We start from the raw sequence: 18,348 nt of genomic DNA, 5'->3' as shown, positions 1-18,348 counted from the left end.
CGTGAACTCACGGGAGCAGGCGCGTCTTCACGACCGCCGAACCCCCTTCTCGATCGTCGCCGACGACGGCGAACCCAGCGCTGCGCGAGGGTTCGCCGTCGTTGAAGACCGCTTCGGCGGGGGTGTGCGGGTCTTGAAGACCGGCGAACCCGACGGCTCGCGGGACAGCGCCGGGCACTGTCCAACGCGGACAAGAGGATCGGTGCCAGGACTGGGGGCGGGCCGGAGCCTCGGGCCGGTCTGGTGGCGAAGAGTGTTCAGGCGGTCGCGCGGGCCTGGTCGATCAGCTCGATCACGCCGGGCACCCACGGGGCGTAGCGCTCGGGTCGCGCGGCCGCGTCCTCGACCAGCTCCAGGTAGGGCACCCAGGCCAGCTCCTCGATCTCCTCGCGGTCGGGGGCCGTCCGCGCCGAGGCGTCCAGTTCGCCGACCAGCACGTGGTCGAACTCGTGCTCGGCCGCGCCCTGGCCGTCCAGCGCCTGGTACACGAAGGTGCCGAGTTCGCGCAGCGAGTCGACGTGCAGGCCCATCTCCTCGTCCAGCCGCTTGCGCGCGGACTCGGCGACGTCCTCGCCCGCGGCGGGGTGGCTGCAGCAGGTGTTGGCCCACAGCCCGGGGAAGCGGGACTTCGACAGCGCCCTGCGCTGCAACAGCACCCGGTCCTGGTCGTCGAAGAGCATGATCGAGAACGCCCGGTGCAGCCTGCCGGGCGGCAGGTGCGCCTCCTCCACCGGGCACTCGCCCAGCGTCCTCCCCCGCGCGTCGACCAGCTCGACGATCCTGCGGACCATGGTTCGGCTCCTCACATCAGGCCGGTTCGACTCCGTACGGTGATTGGCAAGAACTCAACGTAGCCAGGGTGTCCTCACCCGTCCAGAACGACGTGGGTCACATGCGTATGCCCGAGAGTGGCCTGGACCACGGGGGCCGGGCAAGCCGCGCACGCACAACGGCCCCGGCGGACTGGCTGTCCGCCGGGGCCGAACCCCGCCGTCCCCCCTTGGTGCCCGCGAAGGGCCTAGGCGGCGGGTGGAATGTTGTGGTTGAACCGGAACACGTTGTGCGGGTCGTACAGGCCCTTTATCCGTTGCAACCGCTGGTAGTGGTCGTCGCGGTAGGAGCGGCGCACCCGGTCCGGCTCGGTGTTGGCCGGGCCGAGGAAGTTCAGCGTCGTCCGCTCGCTGGCGAAGGGCGCCAGCCCCCTGGCGAGCCTGCTGTAGAAGCGTTGCGCCGCGGCGACCTCGTCGGCGACCGGCGTGCGCATCGAGGAGTGCAGCACGAACTCCGCCCCCGCGATGCCGAGCCCCGCGTCCGCCTCCTCCGGCTCGTTCCCCCCGCCGATGTGCCGCAGCTCCAGGTGGTCGTAGGGCGCCCGCCGCTCCGGCCCGGCCACCATCAGCAGGGCCGCGCACGCCGCCTCGGTCAGCTCGGGCAGCACCATGCCGAAGCTGACGTGCGGGTTCGGATCGGTGCCCAGCATGGCAATCTCGGAGATCCGGTCGTAGGTCATCGGGCCGAACGTGTCCAGCAGGACCCCCTCCAGCGAACGCAGCGGCTTGAGCAGCCGTTCCGCGTCCTGCCGGTCCCCGCTGTGGCACGCCCGCACCCCGATGACCCACCGTCCGCGCAGCGGTTCCGGACCCCCCGGCTCGGAACCGCGGCGCGTCAGGCAGACCGACGAGCTGACCTCAGGAGGCAGCTCGCGCACCCACTCGCGATAGGCCTCCATCACCTGCCCGGCGGTCTCGATGGGGTAGTAGACGCCGCCGCCGAAGACCTCGGTCACCGGGTAGAGCCGCAACCGCAGCTCCGTCACGACACCGAAGTTCCCGCCGCCCCCGCGCAGCGCCCACACCAGCTCGGGATGCCGCGACTCACCGGTCTCCACGAGCTCCCCGTCGGCGAGGACCACGCGCGCTCCCACGACGCTCGCGGCGCTCACCCCGTACCGCCGCGTCAGCCAGCCCATTCCCCCGCTGAGCGTGCTGCCGACGGCACCGTCGTGCGTGGCGAAGCCGGACAACGGCGCCAGGCCGTACCGCTGCGCCTCGTCGATCACGTCCTGCCACCGCGCCCCCGCCTGCACCCACGCGGTCTCAGTGCCGGGATCGACCCGCACCCCCCTCATCCCCCCGGTGTTGACGAGCACCCCGTCATCGCACGGGCGCGGAAGGCCGCGGCCCGTGCACATCACCCCCACCGGAAGATCCCGCACGTAGGCGAAGCGCACGGCCGCCGCCACGTCCTGCTCGGTCAGCGCGGACACCGCGAAGGCGGGCCGCTGGTGCATCGCGAGGTTCCAGGACCGGCACTCCGCCTCGTACCCGGGCTCTCCGGGCGTCAGCACCGTTCCCGTCAAGCACATCCGCAGCAGGCCGAGTTCGATCCGCATCCTCGACCCCCCGCATCCAGGCACTGTCCGCACGAGAGCAAGACTGCCGCCGGGGGTGGTCGGCGAGCATCGGGGAAACCCCCACAGTCGCCGTGGGGGGTGGGGTTCTCAGCCCTTGCTCTCGCGCGCGGCGTAGATGAGCGCGGTCAGCCCGGAACGGCTGCTGACGTTGAGCTTGTTGAAGATCCGCGACAGGTGCGCCTCGACGGTCTTCGGGCTGACGAACAGGTGCTCGGCGACCTGCTTGTTCGTCCTGCCCTGGCTGATCAGCTCGGCGACCTCGCGTTCGCGCGAGGTCAGCGCGTGCAGTCCGTCGCCCACCACGCCGCCGCGCCGCCTCGGCATCTTCGCCCCGAGCTGCCGCTGAGCACTGACCACGTCCTCGTGCAGCCGCTTGGCCCCGCGCGCGGCGAAGAGGTCCTTGGCCGCGCCGAACTCCACCCGTGCCGCGTCGTGCCTGCCCAGCTCGCCGAGCGCGGCCCCGGCGACCAGGCGGCAGCGCCCCTCGTAGAGCCGCATGCCGACGCTCTCGCACAGCCGCGCGCCCTGCCGCGCCAGCTCGGCGGCCTCCTCGAAGCGCTCCCGCGCGATCAGCACCTGGGCGTGGGCGAGGTGCCGCATCCCCCACCGGCCGGGCAGGACCTCGCCGACCTGCTCGTCGATCCGCCGCGCCCACTCCTCGGCGGCGGCGACGTCGCCGAGCGCGAGTTCGATGCGCACCAGGATCTCCAGCACCGGCGGGCGCATCAGCACCGCGACCGAGGCCATCTCCTCGTCACCGATGGCGGCCATCATCCACTTCCGCGCCTCGGCCGCCTCCCCCTTGATCACCAGGGCGTCGGCGACGTAGTACCCGGCCGCGCGGTTGCGACCGCTGGTCGAGGGCCCCTCACCGCCGAGGGCGAGCTTGCCGAAGCGCAGCGCGTCCTCGATGTCGCCGCGCCACATCGCGGTCCAGGACAGCGCCATCCAGGCGATCAGCCGCAGCTCCTGGTTGTCGGTGAGGCCGCCGGCCTCCAGCACGTCCTCCGCGCTGGTCTCGCACTCCGAGAGCGTCCCCTGCCACATGTACGCCTCGGAGCAGGCGATGAGGACCGCCATGATCGCGTCGCGGTGGGTGCTCTGCCGCGCCAGGTTCATCGCCCGCTTGTAGTGCCGGAGCGCGTCGTCGTAGCGCTCGAGCCACATGACCGAGGTGATCGCCGAGACGACCAGGCTGAAGTGGGCGCTCAGCTCGTCGTCGGAGGCGGCGTCGATGGCGGGGACCACCGCGAGCACGTGCTCGATCAGCCGGGGGACGGCGCGGCCGGGGCCCGTCGCGATGATCAACGCCGCGCCGATCGCCGAGTGCAGGCGGTCCAGCAGCTCCTCGCCCGAGGCCAGCGCCACGGCGTCCTCGGCCCACTGGCACGCCTCGGGGATGCGGCCCTCGGACAGGTTGATGATCGCGACCTCGACCAGCGCGCCCGCGCGGCCGGTGCGGTACCGGTCCCCCGCGTTGGTCAGCTCCCGCATGACCAGGGCCCGCGCCTCCTTGGCCCTGCCCAGCCCGCGCTCCGCCTTGGACAGCCGCAGCACCGTCTCCAGCCGCCGCTCGCTGTCCCTGGGCAGCAGCGTGAGCACCTCGTGCATCAGGTCGCGGCTGCGCGTGGTCTGCCCGACCGCCGACAGCGCCGTGGCGAGGTGGGTCAGCAGGTCGATGCGCGGCTCGCGCTGCGACTCCGCGCTCGGCAGCAACCGCAGCGCCGTCTCCAACCAGCCCGCCGCGGTCGCCGGCGCGGTGGACAGCACGCGCCGTGCCGCGTCGGCGAGCACCTCGGCCGCCTCGTGGTCGCCCGGCTGAGCGGATCGTTCGAGGTGGTGGGCGTACTGCAGCACCGGGCTGTGGCGGGCGCGCATCGCCTCGGCGGACCTGCGGTGCGCCGCGAAGCGCCACACCGACTCGGAGTCCTGGTAGGTCACGCTGCGCACGAGCGGGTGGCGGAACTCGAACTGGCCGCCGCCCGCGGTGACGCGGATGACGTCCTGGCGCACCAGCTCGTCCAGCGCGGCGATGGCCGTCGGCAGGTCCAGCTCGGCCACCTCCGCGACGAGGTCGGGGGTGAAGGGGTCGCCGAGCACCGCCGCGGCGCCCGCGGCCCTGCGGACGATGTCGGGGAGGCGGTGCAGCTCGGAGCGCAGCGCTGCCAGCACCGCGGGCGGCGCGACGCCCTCGGTGAACACCTCCGCCGGTCCGCCTGCCCGGAGGGTGACGTCGGAGAGCGCCTCGGCGTAGAAGGGATTGCCCCTGCTCGCCTCGAACAGCTCGCTCAGGCGCGGGTCCTCGGCGCCGAGTTCGAGCAGCTCCGCGGTCTCGGCGAGGGTGAGCGCGGCGACCTCGACGACGTCGAAGTACCACTGCGTGGTGGCCAGCAGCAGCGCGTTGGACAGCTGCGGGGCGAGCTGCCGGGGCCGGAAGGCCGCCGCGACGAGCACCCTGCCCCTCGGCGGGTGCCGGAGCAGGTGCTCCATCAGCTCGATCGAGGCTCGGTCGGCCCAGTGCAGGTCGTCCAGCGCCAGCACCAGCGCGGTGTCCTTGGCCAGGACGTCCAGCAGCTCCCGCATCGCGCGGTAGATCCGGAACCGCACCGACGGCGAGGACGCCTCCAGTCCCTGCTCGGAGGCGTGGTCGGCGAGCGAGGGGAACACCTCGGCGAGCTGGGTGACGTGCGCCCGGCCCAGCGCCTCCAGCTCGCCGGGCTGGAGGTCGGCGAGGTAGTCGTCGAGCGCGTCGACGAAGACGCCGAAGGGCAGGTCCCGCTCGAACTCCGCCGACCGGCCGCTGAGCACGGTGAACCCGCGCATCGAGGCGCGCCAGGTGAGGTCGGTCAGCAACCGGCTCTTGCCGATGCCGGGGTCACCGGAGAGGAACAGGCCGCCGCCGTGGCCTTCGGCAAGGCGGCCGACCGCGCGGGTGAGCGCGTCCTGCTCGACCTCGCGTCCGACCAGCGGGCGCACCGCGCCGCCGACCCTCTTCTGCATTACGGCATCCACCCCTCGGGGCGCCCCGGGGCACGCTCGGCGAGCGCGGGCCCGAAGCCCGCCCGCGTCTCAGCAATGATGCCGACCAGGGCGACTCCTCACCAACCCGGACAACCGGCCATTCCGCCGGATGACCTTCTCATGGAGCTGGAGCCGGGGCCCGATCGGAGTAGGTCGCGGCGACCCCAAAGTACGCCCACGCCACCCGCGCTGGGAAACGGGCACGTGAGGGGGCCGGACCGGGCGGGGCCGAGGGAACCGGGAACGCGCGCGCCCACGTCACAGGGACGTCGCGGGAACGACGTCGACCACACGAACGGAGCAGGGAACAGCGACTATCGCTTTAGGTGATTCCTTGATCGCAGCACGTGATCGCCCCCGGGGTAACGAATGGAGGGGTTTCCCCGATGCTCCGCCACCTGGGTGAGCGGCAGATTGCCTTCCGCAGCCGAACAGCCACTCGAAGGGGGCCGAACAGGTGACCATGATCATCGCTTCCACCGATCAGCCCACCCCGGGTGCCGCGCGCCCCGCGCTCGTCGCACTGACCGAGCGGGTGCTGGCCGAGCTGGGCGAGCAGGACCGGGTGGTCCACCTGGGCGAGCAGTGGTGCACCGTCACCCCGCCGGAGACCAAGGTCCGCAGGCAGGGGTGGAAGCTGCACCTCTCCGCGACGACGGCGCACGCCGAGCGCGTGCTGGAGCGCGCGGTGCGCGTGCTCGCCGAGTTCCGGATCGCCTTCAAGTTCGCCGCCTCCCGCACCGTGCTGCGCGAGCTGAACGGTCCTCGCTGCACCCGGGGCGGGGCGGGCAAGTTCATCACCGTCTACCCGGCCGACGACGCGCAGCTGCGCGTGCTCGCGCTCCGGCTGCACCGCGCGACGGCGGGTCTGTCCGGGCCGCGCATCCTCTCCGACCGGCCGTACCGCGCCGGCAGCCTCGTGCACTGCCGCTACGGGTGCTTCCTCGCGAACCCGGTGCTCAGCCCGGACGGTGACTACCGGGACATGCTGCTGACCCCGGACGGCGGCACCGTCGAGGACCGGCGCGAGCCCTGGTTCAGCGCTCCGGCGTGGGCGAGGTGGCCGTTCTCGGAGCCGCGGCGGGCCGCGCGGAGTGCGGCGGCTCCCTCGGGTGGCGTGCTGCTCGGCGGCAGGTTCCTCGCGGCCGAGGCGATCCGGCACGCGAACAAGGGCGGCGTCTACCGCGCGATCGACACCGAGACCGGCGAGACCGTGGTGGTCAAGCAGGCCAGGGCGCACGTGGGCGATGACGGCGCGGGTGGCGACGTCCGGGACATCCAGCGGCACGAGGCCGCGATGCTGCGCAGGTTCGCCCCGCTCGGGCTGACGCCGCGCTTCGTCGCGGAGTTCTCCCAGGACGGCGACGACTTCCTCGCCCAGGAGCTGGTGGAGGGGCAGTCGCTGCGCCGCTGGCTCGCCTCGGCGGGGACGCCCGGACTCGGCTGGCCGAAGCTGCTCGCGGTGACCAGGGACCTGATGGCGCTGCTGGCCAGGGTGCACGCCGACGGGCTGGTGCTCGGCGATCTGACGCCGGGCAACGTGATGGTGCGCCCCGACGGCGGGCTGACCCTGATCGACCTGGAGCTGGCGGCCGAGGAGGGCGCGACGCTGTCCGCCTCGGGCACGCCGGGGTACGCGCCGTACGAGCAGCTGTCCGGCTCGCCGAGGACCGCCTCCGCCGACCGGCACGCGCTCGGGGCGGTGCTGGTGTTCCTGGCGACCGGGGCCGAGATCGTCCACAGTGGACAGATGGCGCAGCGGATGCTGCAACGGCGGCGGTGGCTGGACCTGGTCTGCGCCGAGCACTCGGTGCTCGGCAGGCTCCGCCCGCTCGTCGACGGGCTCCAGGACGCCGACCCGGACCGGCGGTGGTCACTGACCAGGGCCGGTCAGTTCCTGGACGCCGTGTCCGTGCGCGGTGCCGTTCTCCCGGACGCGCCGCACGGGGACGACGTCCCGGACGCCGACACCCTCATCACCGACGGCGTCGAGCACCTGCTCGCCGCCGCGCGACCGGAGGCGAAGGTGCTCTGGCCGGTCGTGGACCCGCGCCAGGACGCCTGCTCCGCGTGGCCGGGCGCGGCGGGCGGCCTCGCCGCGGTGCTGGCGGCGACCGAGGCGACCGGGGACCCCCGGTGCCACGACGCGCTCCGCACGGGCGCGCGCTGGCTGCTCGGCCGGATGCGCGAAGAGGCCGTGCCCACGCCCGGACTGCTGCACGGACGGGCGGGGACGCTGCTGGTGCTGCACCGCGCCGGTCAGGTGCTCGACGACTCGGACATGGCCGACGAGGCGCTGGGCTGGGCGCACCGATTGCCCGTGCGCTGGCCGAACCTCGACCTCGCCAGCGGGACCGCCGGGGCCGGGCTGGCGATGTGCGGGCTCACGGTGGCCTCCGGCGACCCCGGGCTGCTCGGGCGGATCGAGGCGATCGCCGAGCACCTCGCGCACGAGGCACGGCTGGACGACCGGGGCCTGACCTGGGCTCCGGCGAGCACCTACGCCGCGCGGTCGCGGGGCGGTGCCGCGCACGGGCTCGCGCACGGCACCGCGGGCATCGCGACCTTCCTGCTCTCGGCCGCGGCGACGCTCGGCCGAGGCGACCTGCTGGAGCTGGCCGGGCTCGCCGGGCGCACCCTGGCGGGCGCCGCGGTGCAGGACGGCTCCGGGGTGCGCTGGGTGGAGCACACCGGAACGGGCGCCTACGCGGTCGACGGCTGGGCGTCCGGGACGGCCGGGATCGGCTCGTTCCTGGTCCGGCTGTGGCGCGCGAGCGGCGAAGGCGCCTGGTTGGAGCTGGCGGAGCGGGCGGCCCTGTCGGTGTGGCAGCGCCGGTGGGGGCAGGACCCCTCCGCCGCGCACGGCACGGCAGGCCAGGGCGAGTTCCTGCTGGACCTGCACGCCGCGACCGGTGAGCAGCGATATCGATTGTGGGCGGAGCGCCTCGGCCGGATCATCGGTGGGCACGCGCACCGGCAGGGCGGCCGGTGGCTCGTGCCCGGCGCGGGCTGGCGGCGCGACGACCTCTCGCACGGCACCGGGACGGCCGGGAGCCTCGGCTTTCTCGTTCGCCTCCGGCACGGGATCGGCGCCCCGTGGTCACCGCCGGGAGGACGCCCGCTCACGGCAGGCGCGCGCGCCAGCCTCGTCTGACGCCTTTCACGAACACCCTCAAGGAGGAGAACCCCATGGAACCGAACACCGACATCGACCGACTGCAGCAACTGCCGGAGACCGAGCCCGAGCCGGGAACCACCACCGGTCCCGGCGACCCCACCGTCGTCCGGCCCTACACCTCGCACACCATGCACATCGGCGACCCGGAGCCGGAGGACGTCGACGCGGACATCGACGCCGAGTTCGTCGCCGAGTTCGGCGACGGAGAACCGGCCCCGGAGGCCGACGAGACCGCCAAGGCCTGACCGGCCACCGGCTCGGGGGCGGGCGGAGGGGATCCGCCCACGGGGAGCCGGGAGCGGGGACGGCCTCGGGGGGTGCGCGGGGGCTCGGCGATCACGCCGGGCCCCCGCGCCCACGTTCACGCCCTGAACGACCCGTTTGGTGCGTTGAGCGCACTGAACGGGTCGTTCAGTGCGTTCAAGGACCTCAACGGGTCGTTTGGTGCGCGTGGTCAGGAGAGGTCGGCGAGGGCGGAGGAGATGGCGCGGTGGAAGGTCGGGTAGGCGTAGATCATCGAGGTCAGCCGGGAGACGGGGACCTCGCCGTGCACCGCGACGGCCAGCGCGCCGAGGATCTCGCCGCCGCCGGGGCCCACGGCGGTCGCGCCGACGAGGACCCTGCGGTCGGCGTCCTCGACGACCTTGATCAGGCCCTCGTTGCCAGCGGCGTGGATCCAGCCGCGCGAGGAGGAGGCCAGGTCAGTGGTGCCGGTGCGCACGGAGATGCCGCGCTCGCGGGCCTGCGCCTCGGTCAGGCCGACGGCGCCGACCTCGGGTTCGGTGAAGGTCACCCTGGGCATCGCGCGGTAGTCGGCGGGTGGCCCGTCGCGGCCGAGCACGTCGGCGATCACGACGTCCGCCTGGTACATCGACGTGTGCGTGAACGCGCCCTTGCCGGTGATGTCGCCGACCGCCCAGACGCCGTCGGCGACGCGGAGCCGCTCGTCGACCTCCAGCAGCCGGGCCTTCTCGTCGATCCCGATCGCGCCGACGCCGAGCTTGGCCAGCTCGGTGCACCTGCCGGTCGCCACGAGCAGCTTCTCGGCCGTGACGGTCGAGCCACCCAGGTCGACGGTGAAGGTCGTCCCGTCATGTGAGACCCCGGCGGCCCTGGCGCCGACACGCACGGTGAGCCCCTCAGCCTCAAGGACCTCGGCGAGCAGGGCACCCGCCTCGGGCTCCTCAAGGGCGAGCAGCCTCGGCTGGGCCTCGATCACGGTGACCGCGACGCCGAAGCGGGCGAAGACCTGCGCGAACTCCACGCCGATCGCGCCGCCGCCGAGGATTGCCAGCGATCGGGGCAGCTCCGTGAGCTGGACCGCGTCGCGGTTGGTCCAGTACGGCGTGTCCGCGAGGCCGGGGATCGGCGGGACGGCGGGCTCGGTGCCCGTGTTGATCACGATGCCCTTGCGGGCGGACAACCGGTGCTCAGCGCCGTCCGCCGCGGTGACCACGACCTCGTTCTTGCCGGTCAGCTTCGCCTCGCCCCGGAGGAAGGTGCCACCGGTGTCGGTGAAGCGGCGAACCGCCACCTCGTCGTCCCAGTCGTCGGTCGCCTGCTCGCGCACGCGCTTGGCCACCAGGGACCAGTCAGCGCGCACAGTGCTCTCACCAGCGAGTTCGGGCACGCGCCCGGCCTCGGCCAGCAAGCCTGCCGCGCGGACCATCATCTTCGTCGGCACACAGCCGTAGTACGGGCACTCGCCGCCGACGAGGCGCCGGTCCACGCCCACGACGCTCAGCCCGGCCTCGGCCAGCCTGCTCGCGACGTGCTCTCCACCGGGACCCATCCCGATCACCACGACATCGACCTGTCCGGCCGGTCCTGCCGCCATCCGCGAGCCTCCTCGTCAGCGTGTTTCCCCTGGGTTTCGCCCCTGGTCCTGCCTCGCCTTCCAGCTTCCCGCAGACGCGCCGCCAAGCGCCGCACACCACGCTAGGCGCGCCGGGGCGTTCTCGCTGGGGCACGCCTCCGTCGTCGCCGACAGTGTCCGGATGCGGCACCCAAAGCCGTGTGGTAATTGCGGTGGACGCAATACGGGAAGCCTGATGGAAACTCGGGAAATGACAGATCGAACGACTCGATAAATGCTGCGTAACCGGCTCGTGACCTCCGTGAATTCGCGGTTACGCCAAATAGCAGCCGACCTCTTCCAGGTGAACGCGAACCGGCGATGCCACCCCCCGATGATCACCTAGCGTGAACATCGGGGCTTGAGAGTGGTCACGGTCACGTCTCGTTCGTGGCCCGGGGCTAACGCTGCGGACGCCCTGGAGCGACGACCGAGCGGGGCGCGGACCCCCTCGCGGACCCCATTCGCCCCCGATCGGCAGGAAAACCCCCGGTCGAGGGAATCAGGGTCGTTCGGGATCGGCCGAAATTAGGGTCTACAGCCGCCGCCAGCCGGGACCGTGCCACTTGAGTCCCGCTTGAGGATCGCTCAAATCGAGCTTGAGACGACCTCAAGATGCTGTACTGCCCGTTGCACCATTTCGTTTTTCCCAGATAGCTTCCCGCTTCGATTCAGCCATTCGGGTTGGACCTCGCATGTCCAGCCGCACTGTCAGGTTGTGTTGATCGACGGAGGCTCAATGTCCGCGGAAACGGTGAGGCGCGAGCTGATCATCGGGGTGACCCCCTTCGGTGAGCCGAACGCCCGCCTGGTCGCCGCGCTCTGCCGCGCGGGTGCGCTCGGGGTCCTCGACCTCGGACGCGGTGACCGGCACGCGAGGCACGCGCTCGACCTGACGGCCCGCTGGGCGCAGGGCAGCTTCGGCGTCCGCGTGGCCCCAGGCTGCGCCCTGCGCCCACAAGACCTCCCAGCTGGCCGCGTCGACACCGTGGTCCTCGCCGAGGGCTCCACCTGGAGCGTCGCCGAGGCCGGTCCGCGCGTCCTGGTCGAGGTCACCTCGCCGGAACAGGCCCGCGCGGCCGTCGCGGCGGGCGCGCACGGACTGATCGCCCGCGGCCACGAGGCCGGAGGGCGGGTCGGCGAGCTGAGCTCCTTCGTCCTGCTGCAGAAGCTCGTCTCCGAATTCGACCTGCCGGTGTGGGTCAACGGCGGCATCGGCCAGCGCACCGCGACGGCGGCAGTCGTCGGCGGCGCCGCCGGTGTGGTCCTGGACAGCCAGCTGGCCCTGCTCGCCGAGTCCGACCTCGCCGAGGAGGTCACCGCCGCGCTGAGCACCATGGACGGTTCGGAGACCGTGCTCGTCGGCGGGCACCGCGTGCTCCTGCGGCGCGGCCCCGGTGCCCCGTCCACCACCGACCTGACCGAGGCCGACGTGCTGGCCCGGCTCGGCGCGAAGGACCTGCGCGAGCAGCTGCTGCCGATCGGCCAGGACGGGTTCCTCGCCAAGCAGTTCGCCGACCGCTTCGGCTCGGCCGCCGCGTGCGTGCGCGGGCTGCGCGAGGAGCTGCTGGCGTCCCTGAACACGCACTCCGGCGCGGACGCGCTGCGCCCCGGCGCGCCGCTGGCCGCCTCGCTCGGCATCGAACTGCCGATCGCGCAGGGCCCGATGACCCGCGTCAGCGACCAGGCCGCCTTCGCCAAGGCCGTCGCCGAGGGTGGCGCGATGCCGTTCCTCGCGCTGGCGCTGGCGGGCAAGAGCCAGACCCGCGCGCTGCTGGAGCAGACCCGCGACCTGCTCGGCGAGCGCCCGTGGGGCGTCGGCGTGCTCGGCTTCGCGCCGGAGGACGTGCGCGCCGGGCAGCTGGAGGTCATCCAGGAGATCAAGCCCGCGTGCGCGATCATCGCGGGCGGTCGTCCCGCCCAGGCGAACGCGTTGGAGGACAACGGGATCGCCGCGCTGCTGCACGTGCCCTCCCCCGGGCTGCTCAAGCAGTTCCTGGACGCGGGCGCGCGCCGGTTCATCTTCGAGGGCTCCGAATGCGGCGGCCACGTCGGCCCGCGCTCCAGTTTCCCGTTGTGGGAAGCGCAGATCTCCGTGCTGCTCGACTATCTGTCCACTAAGGACGGTCACGGCATCCAGGTGCTCTTCGCCGGTGGTGTGCACGACGAGCGCTCGGCCGCGATGGTGACCGCGATGGCCGCCCCGCTGACCGAACGCGGTGTCGCCGTCGGCGTGCTGATGGGCACCGCCTACCTCTTCACCGAGGAGGCCGTGGCGGCGGGCGCCGTCCAGCCCGCGTTCCAGCGCCAGGTGATCGCCGCCGAGCGCACGGAGCTGCTGGAGACCGCGCCCGGCCACGCCACCCGCTGCGTCACCTCCCCGTTCGCCGAGGAGTTCCTGGCGATCAAGGAGGAGCTGCGCACCAGCGGCGTCCCGGACCGCGAGGCCTGGGAGAAGCTGGAGCAGCTCAACGTCGGCCGCCTGCGCATCGCCAGCAAGGGCGTGACCCGCGACGGCGACCAGCTGGTCGAGGTCGCCGAGGCCGGGCAGCTCGCCGACGGCATGTTCATGGCCGGTCAGGTCGCGGTGCTGCGCTCGGCCGTCACCACCGTCGCCGACCTGCACGCCTCGGTCAGCACCGGCGCCGCCGAGCACCTGACCGCGCGCCTGGACGAGCTGGGCGCGCTCAGCGGGCGGGAGAGGGCCGAGGTGCCCGCGCCGCCGCCGGTGGACGTGGCGATCGTCGGCATGGCGTGCATGTTCCCCGGCGCGGCCGACCTGCCGACCTACTGGGCCAACGTGGTCGGCGGCCGCGACGCGGTGACCGAGGTCCCCGGCAGCCGCTGGGACCACGACACCTACTACTCGCCCGAGGCGACCGGTCGCAGCGCGGGCGAGAAGACCCCGTCGAAGTGGGGCGGTTTCCTGCCGGAGATCCCCTTCGACCCGCTGAGCTACGGCATCCCCCCGGCATCGCTGGCCGCGATCGAGCCCGTGCAGCTGCTCGCCCTTGAGGCCGCTCAGCGCTCGCTGGTCGACGCGGGCTACGCGACGGGCCGGGCCTTCGACCGCTCGCGCGTCGGCGTGGTGTTCGGCGCGGAGGCGGGCTCCGACCTGTCGAACGCGTCCTCGCTGCGCGCGGTGCTGCCGGGCTACATCGGCGAGCTTCCGGCGGCGCTGGACGAGCAGCTGCCGAAGCTGACCGAGGACTCCTTCCCCGGCATGCTGGCCAACGTCATCTCCGGCCGCATCGCCAACCGCCTCGACCTGGGCGGCGCCAACTACACCGTCGACGCGGCGTGCGCTTCCTCGCTCGCGGCGCTGGACGTGGCGTGCAAGGAGCTGGTCAGCGGCGCGGCCGACATGATGCTCTGCGGCGGCGCGGACCTGCACAACGGCATCAACGACTACCTGCTGTTCTCCTCGGTGCACGCGCTCTCGCCCACCGGGCAGTGCCGCACCTTCGACGGCAGCGCGGACGGCATCGCGCTCGGCGAGGGCGTCGCGTGCGTCGCGCTGAAGCGCCTTGAGGACGCCGAGCGCGACGGCGACCGGGTCTACGGCGTGATCAAGGGCGTCGGCGCGGCCAGTGACGGCAAGTCGCTCGGCCTCACCGCCCCGCGCCCGGAGGGCCAGCGCAACGCCCTGGAGCGCGCCTACGCCAACGCGCGGATCTCCCCCGCCGAGGTCGGTCTGGTCGAGGCGCACGGCACGGGCACGGTCGTCGGCGACCGCACCGAGCTGGGCACGCTGACCAAGATGTTCGCCGAGCACGGCGCTCAGCCCGGCAGCTGCACGGTCGGCTCGGTGAAGTCGCAGATCGGGCACACCAAGTGCGCTGCGGGCCTGGCCGGTCTGATCAAGGCGGCGCTCGCGCTGCACACCGGCATCAAGCCGCCGACGCTGCACGTGTCCGAGCCCAACGCCGCGTGGCAGCCGGACAGCAGCCCCTTCACCTTCACCTCGGCCGCGCTGCCGTGGGCCGAGGAGCCCGCCGAGCGCGTCGCGGGTGTGAGCGCATTCGGCTTCGGCGGCACGAACTTCCACGTGGTGCTGCGCGGCTACGACGGCGGCCCGGCCCCGCGCCACGTCGGCGACGAGTGGCCCGCCGAGCTGTTCACCTTCCGCGGCGCGGATCTCAAGACCGCGGGCAAGCACGTCGAGCAGACCTTGGAGCTGTTGCGCGGCAACGACTCCAGTGGTCGGCCGTGGCGGCTGCGGGATGTCGCGCGCACCGTGGCGCGCCGCTCCGACGCGCGCACCGAACCCGTGCAGATCGCTGTCGTGGCAACGGATCTGGACGAGCTGGCCCAGCTGCTGCGCTCCGCGCTCGCCGGGGAGACCCCGCGCGGCGTGCACCTGGCGTCGGTCTCGCCCGAGGTCGGCGGCAAGGTCGCGTTCCTGTTCCCCGGTCAGGGCAGCCAGAAGCCGGGCATGCTGGCCGATCTGTTCGTGGCCTTCCCCGAGGTGCACCACCTGCTGCACGAGGGCCGCAAGTGGGCCTCGACGATCTTCCCGCCCACCGCCTTCGACGAGCGCAGCGCCAAGGAGCAGGACGCGCGGCTGCGCGACACCCGCGTGGCGCAGCCCGCGCTGGGCATCGCCGGGCTGGCCGTGCACGAGCTGCTCAGCCGCTTGGACGTGCGCCCCGACATGGTCGCCGGGCACAGCTACGGCGAGCTGATCGCGTTGGCGGCGGCGGGTTCCCTGGACTCCGCGACGCTGCTGCGCCTCAGCGAGGCGCGTGCGGATTCGATCCTCGGCGCCACAGGGGACGACCCCGGCGCGATGGCCGCGGTGAAGGGCGGGATCGAGCGCGTCACCGAGGTTCTGCGCGATGCCGGGTTGGCCGACGAGGTCGTGGCCGCCAACCACAACTCGCCCGAGCAGCTGGTGATCTCCGGGCCGACCGCCGCGATCGACGAGGCGGTGACCGCGCTCAAGGCCGCCGGGCTCGGCCCGAAGAAGCTGAACGTGGCGTGCGCCTTCCACAGCCCGCTGGTCAGCGGCGCCACCGAGACCTTCGGCGCGGTGCTGGCCGACGCCGATGTGCGCGCCCCCGAGCTGCCGGTCTACGCCAACCGCACTGCGGCTGTGTACGGCGAGGACGTTCGCGCCGAACTGGCCGCTCAGGTCGGTGCTCCGGTGCGCTTCGTCGAGCAGATCGAGGCGATGTACGCCGACGGCGCGCGGATCTTCGTGGAGGCCGGGCCCGGCAAGGTGCTCAGCAACCTGGTGAAGGCGATCCTGGGCGACCGGCCGCACCTGACCGTCGGCTGCGAGGGCCGTCCCGGGCACGGGCTGGCCGGGCTGCTGAACGCCGCCGCCACGCTCGCGGTGTCCGGGGCCGGCGTGCGCACCGGCTGGCTGTTCGCCGGTCGCGACGCCAAGGACCTGACCAACGCCAAGCCGCCCAAGCGCGCAGGCTGGACCATCGACGGCCACGTCGTGCGGACCGCCGCCGGCGACTTCCTGCCCAACGGCCTCGCGCCCGCCCGACGTGTGGAGATCACCACCATGACGACCCCAGGCGGTTCCCCGCAGCCCGGCACCAACCGCGACGCCATGGTCAACCAGTTCCTCCAGGCCAGCCGCGAGATGGTGCAGGCGCAGCGCGACGTGCTGCTGACCTACCTCGGCTCCGCGCCGGAGGTGCAGTACGCGATCCCGGCGGTCGCCGCGCCGCTCGCGCCGGTTCAGCAGGTTCAGCAGTACTCGCCGCCCGCGCCCGCTGTTGTTGAAGCTGCTCCCGTCGCTGTCGCCCCAGCACAGTCCACTGTGGACGTCCTGGGCGTGGTGCTGGAGATCATCAGCGAGCGCACCGGCTACCCGCTGGACATGATCGAGCCCGACCTCGACCTTGAGGCCGACCTCTCGATCGACTCCATCAAGCGCACCGAGATCGCGGGCGAGCTGGCCTCGCGCATCGGCGCGGCGGACACGCAGCTGGAAGACGACCAGCTGGAGGAGCTGGCCAAGGCGCGCACCGCGCAGGCGATCTCCGACTGGCTGAGCAGCCGAGTGGGCTCGACCGCCCCGGCCCCCGTCGTCGCCGCGGCGGCTCCCACTCCGTCCACTGTGGACATTCTCGGCACGGTGCTGGAGATCATCAGCGAGCGCACCGGCTACCCGCTGGACATGATCGAGCCCGACCTCGACCTTGAGGCCGACCTGTCCATCGACTCCATCAAGCGCACCGAGATCGCCGGTGAGCTGGCCTCGCGCATCGGCGCGGCCGACACCCAGCTGGCCGACGAGCAGCTTGAGGAGCTGGCCAAGGCGCGCACCGCCCAGGCCATCGCGGACTGGCTCGGCGGGCACACGGGTTCTTCGGCCCCTGCCGCCGCGGCTCCGGTCAAGGCCGAGGAGCCGGTGAACCCGGGCATCGCGCCGAAACGGCTGGTCATGGCACCCGCCGCGCTGGAGGCGATCTCCCTCGACGGCGCCGGGAAGGCATTGGGCGGCAAGAAGTTCCTGCTCTTCGGCACCGGCGCGGTGAGCACCGAGGTCGCGGCGCTGCTCGGCGAGCACGGCGCCACGGTGTCCACTTCGGACACTCCGCGCCCGCTGACCGGCTCCGACGGCGACGTGCACGGCGTCCTGCACCTGGACGGCTGGGACGAGGCCGACGAGCCGGTGCTGCCGGAGACCTTCCCGTCGTTCAAGTCGGCGCTGACCTCCGGGCTGAGCTGGCTGATCTCGGTCAGCCCGACCGGTGGTGGCACCTCCGTTCCCGAGCTGACCCACGGCCGCGCGGCCGGTCTGCGGGGCTTCTTCCGCACCGTGCAGCGCGAGTACCCCGACACCGTCGCCCGCCTCATCGAGGTCGACCACACCTCCGACGCGGCCGTGGTCGCGAAGCTGGTGCTGGCCGAGCTCCTGTCCACTGAGGACGCTCCGGTCGTGCTGGCCACCCCGGACTCCAGGCACGGCCTGGTGATGACCGAGCTGCCGCTGACCCTGGGCAGCACGGGTGCCGGTCCCGCCGGTGACGGTGCGGCCGAGGCGCAGGCGATCGGCCTGGACCGCGACTCGGTGGTGCTGCTGATCGGCGGGGCGCGCGGGATCACCGCGCAGTTCGCCGCGACCGTGGCGACGGCGAGCGGCTGCCGGATCGAGCTGGTCGGGCGCACCGCCGCCGGAGGAGAGGACGAGGACCCCAAGACCGCCGCGGCCACCGACAAGACCGCGCTGCGCAAGGCGCTCATCGAGCTGGGGCACCGCTCCCCCGCCGAGATCGAGAAGCTGAGCAAGCAGATCCTGGCCCAGCGCGAGGTCTCCGCGACCGTGGAGCAGCTGCGCGGGCTCGGCAGCCAGGTCCGCTACCACAGCCTGGACGTCCGCGACCACGACGCGTTGCGCCAGCTGGTCAAGGAGATCCACACCGAGCACGGCCGGATCGACGGCGTCGTGTACGCGGCGGGCGTGATCGAGGACAAGCTGTTGGCGGAGAAGGACGTCGAGTCCTTCCACCGGGTGTTCACCACCAAGGTCGGCGGCGCCCGCGCGCTGCTGGGCGCGCTGGAGGAACTGCCGACCGGGCCGAGCTTCGTGACCCTGTTCGGCAGCATCGCCGCCGTGCTGGGCAACCGGGGCCAGTCCGACTACTCCTCGGCCAACGACGCGCTGGAGGCGATCGGTGCGGGCTGGGCGAGCCGCACGGGCAACCGCGCCGTGACCGTCCACTGGGGACCGTGGGCGCCGAGCGCGCAGCACGGCGGCATGGTGACCGTTGAGCTGCAACAGGAGTACGCGCGCCGGGGGATCTCGCTGATCGACCCTGAGGAGGGCACGATGTCACTCCTGCGCGAACTCGCCTTCGGCGCACCGGACTTGCGAGCCGTCGTCTACACCGCTTCCGGATGGTGACGGGCTAAACA

At 72.9% G+C, this 18,348-nt stretch carries 7 protein-coding genes; 3 read left to right on the top strand and 4 right to left on the bottom strand.

Annotated features, from left to right (window positions below):
* Positions 1-257 precede the first annotated feature (257 nt).
* From idi to ABD798_RS20585, 3 genes are all read right to left on the bottom strand, one after another.
* Complete coding sequence (gene idi, locus ABD798_RS20595; RefSeq protein WP_344877208.1) at positions 258-791, bottom strand: isopentenyl-diphosphate Delta-isomerase; 534 nt, start codon at positions 789-791, stop codon at positions 258-260.
* A 227-nt stretch (positions 792-1,018) separates the two neighbouring features.
* On the bottom strand, positions 1,019-2,392 hold the full coding sequence (locus tag ABD798_RS20590) for an FAD-binding protein (RefSeq protein ID WP_344877206.1): 1,374 nt from the start codon (positions 2,390-2,392) through the stop codon (positions 1,019-1,021).
* 108 nt (positions 2,393-2,500) lie between these two features.
* On the bottom strand, positions 2,501-5,413 hold the full coding sequence (locus ABD798_RS20585; RefSeq protein ID WP_344877204.1) for a helix-turn-helix transcriptional regulator: 2,913 nt from the start codon (positions 5,411-5,413) through the stop codon (positions 2,501-2,503).
* A 484-nt stretch (positions 5,414-5,897) separates the two neighbouring features.
* Between ABD798_RS20585 and lanL the strand changes: the two genes are divergently transcribed.
* Together lanL and ABD798_RS20575 are read left to right on the top strand one after the other, a co-directional pair.
* Positions 5,898-8,588 (top strand): class IV lanthionine synthetase LanL, encoded by a 2,691-nt coding sequence (lanL, locus tag ABD798_RS20580; RefSeq protein WP_344877417.1) that lies wholly within the window; start codon positions 5,898-5,900, stop codon positions 8,586-8,588.
* Between the two features lie 35 nt (positions 8,589-8,623).
* Positions 8,624-8,857, top strand: coding sequence for a hypothetical protein (locus ABD798_RS20575; protein ID WP_344877202.1), 234 nt, complete (start codon positions 8,624-8,626; stop codon positions 8,855-8,857).
* 209 nt (positions 8,858-9,066) lie between these two features.
* Here ABD798_RS20575 and ABD798_RS20570 read toward each other — a convergent pair whose 3' ends face one another.
* A complete protein-coding gene (locus tag ABD798_RS20570; protein WP_344877200.1) occupies positions 9,067-10,449 on the bottom strand; it encodes a dihydrolipoyl dehydrogenase family protein in 1,383 nt (460 codons plus the stop codon).
* Positions 10,450-11,206: 757 nt separating this feature from the next.
* Here ABD798_RS20570 and ABD798_RS20565 point away from each other — a divergent pair.
* Positions 11,207-18,337 (top strand): SDR family oxidoreductase, encoded by a 7,131-nt coding sequence (locus tag ABD798_RS20565; protein ID WP_344877198.1) that lies wholly within the window; start codon positions 11,207-11,209, stop codon positions 18,335-18,337.
* Positions 18,338-18,348: the final 11 nt, after the last annotated feature.

The sequence above is a fragment of the Allokutzneria multivorans genome (assembly GCF_039537405.1).
Lineage (GTDB): Bacteria > Actinomycetota > Actinomycetes > Mycobacteriales > Pseudonocardiaceae > Allokutzneria > Allokutzneria multivorans.
Note: the sequence above shows the minus strand (reverse complement) of the source record. Positions and strands in the feature narration are given on the sequence as shown.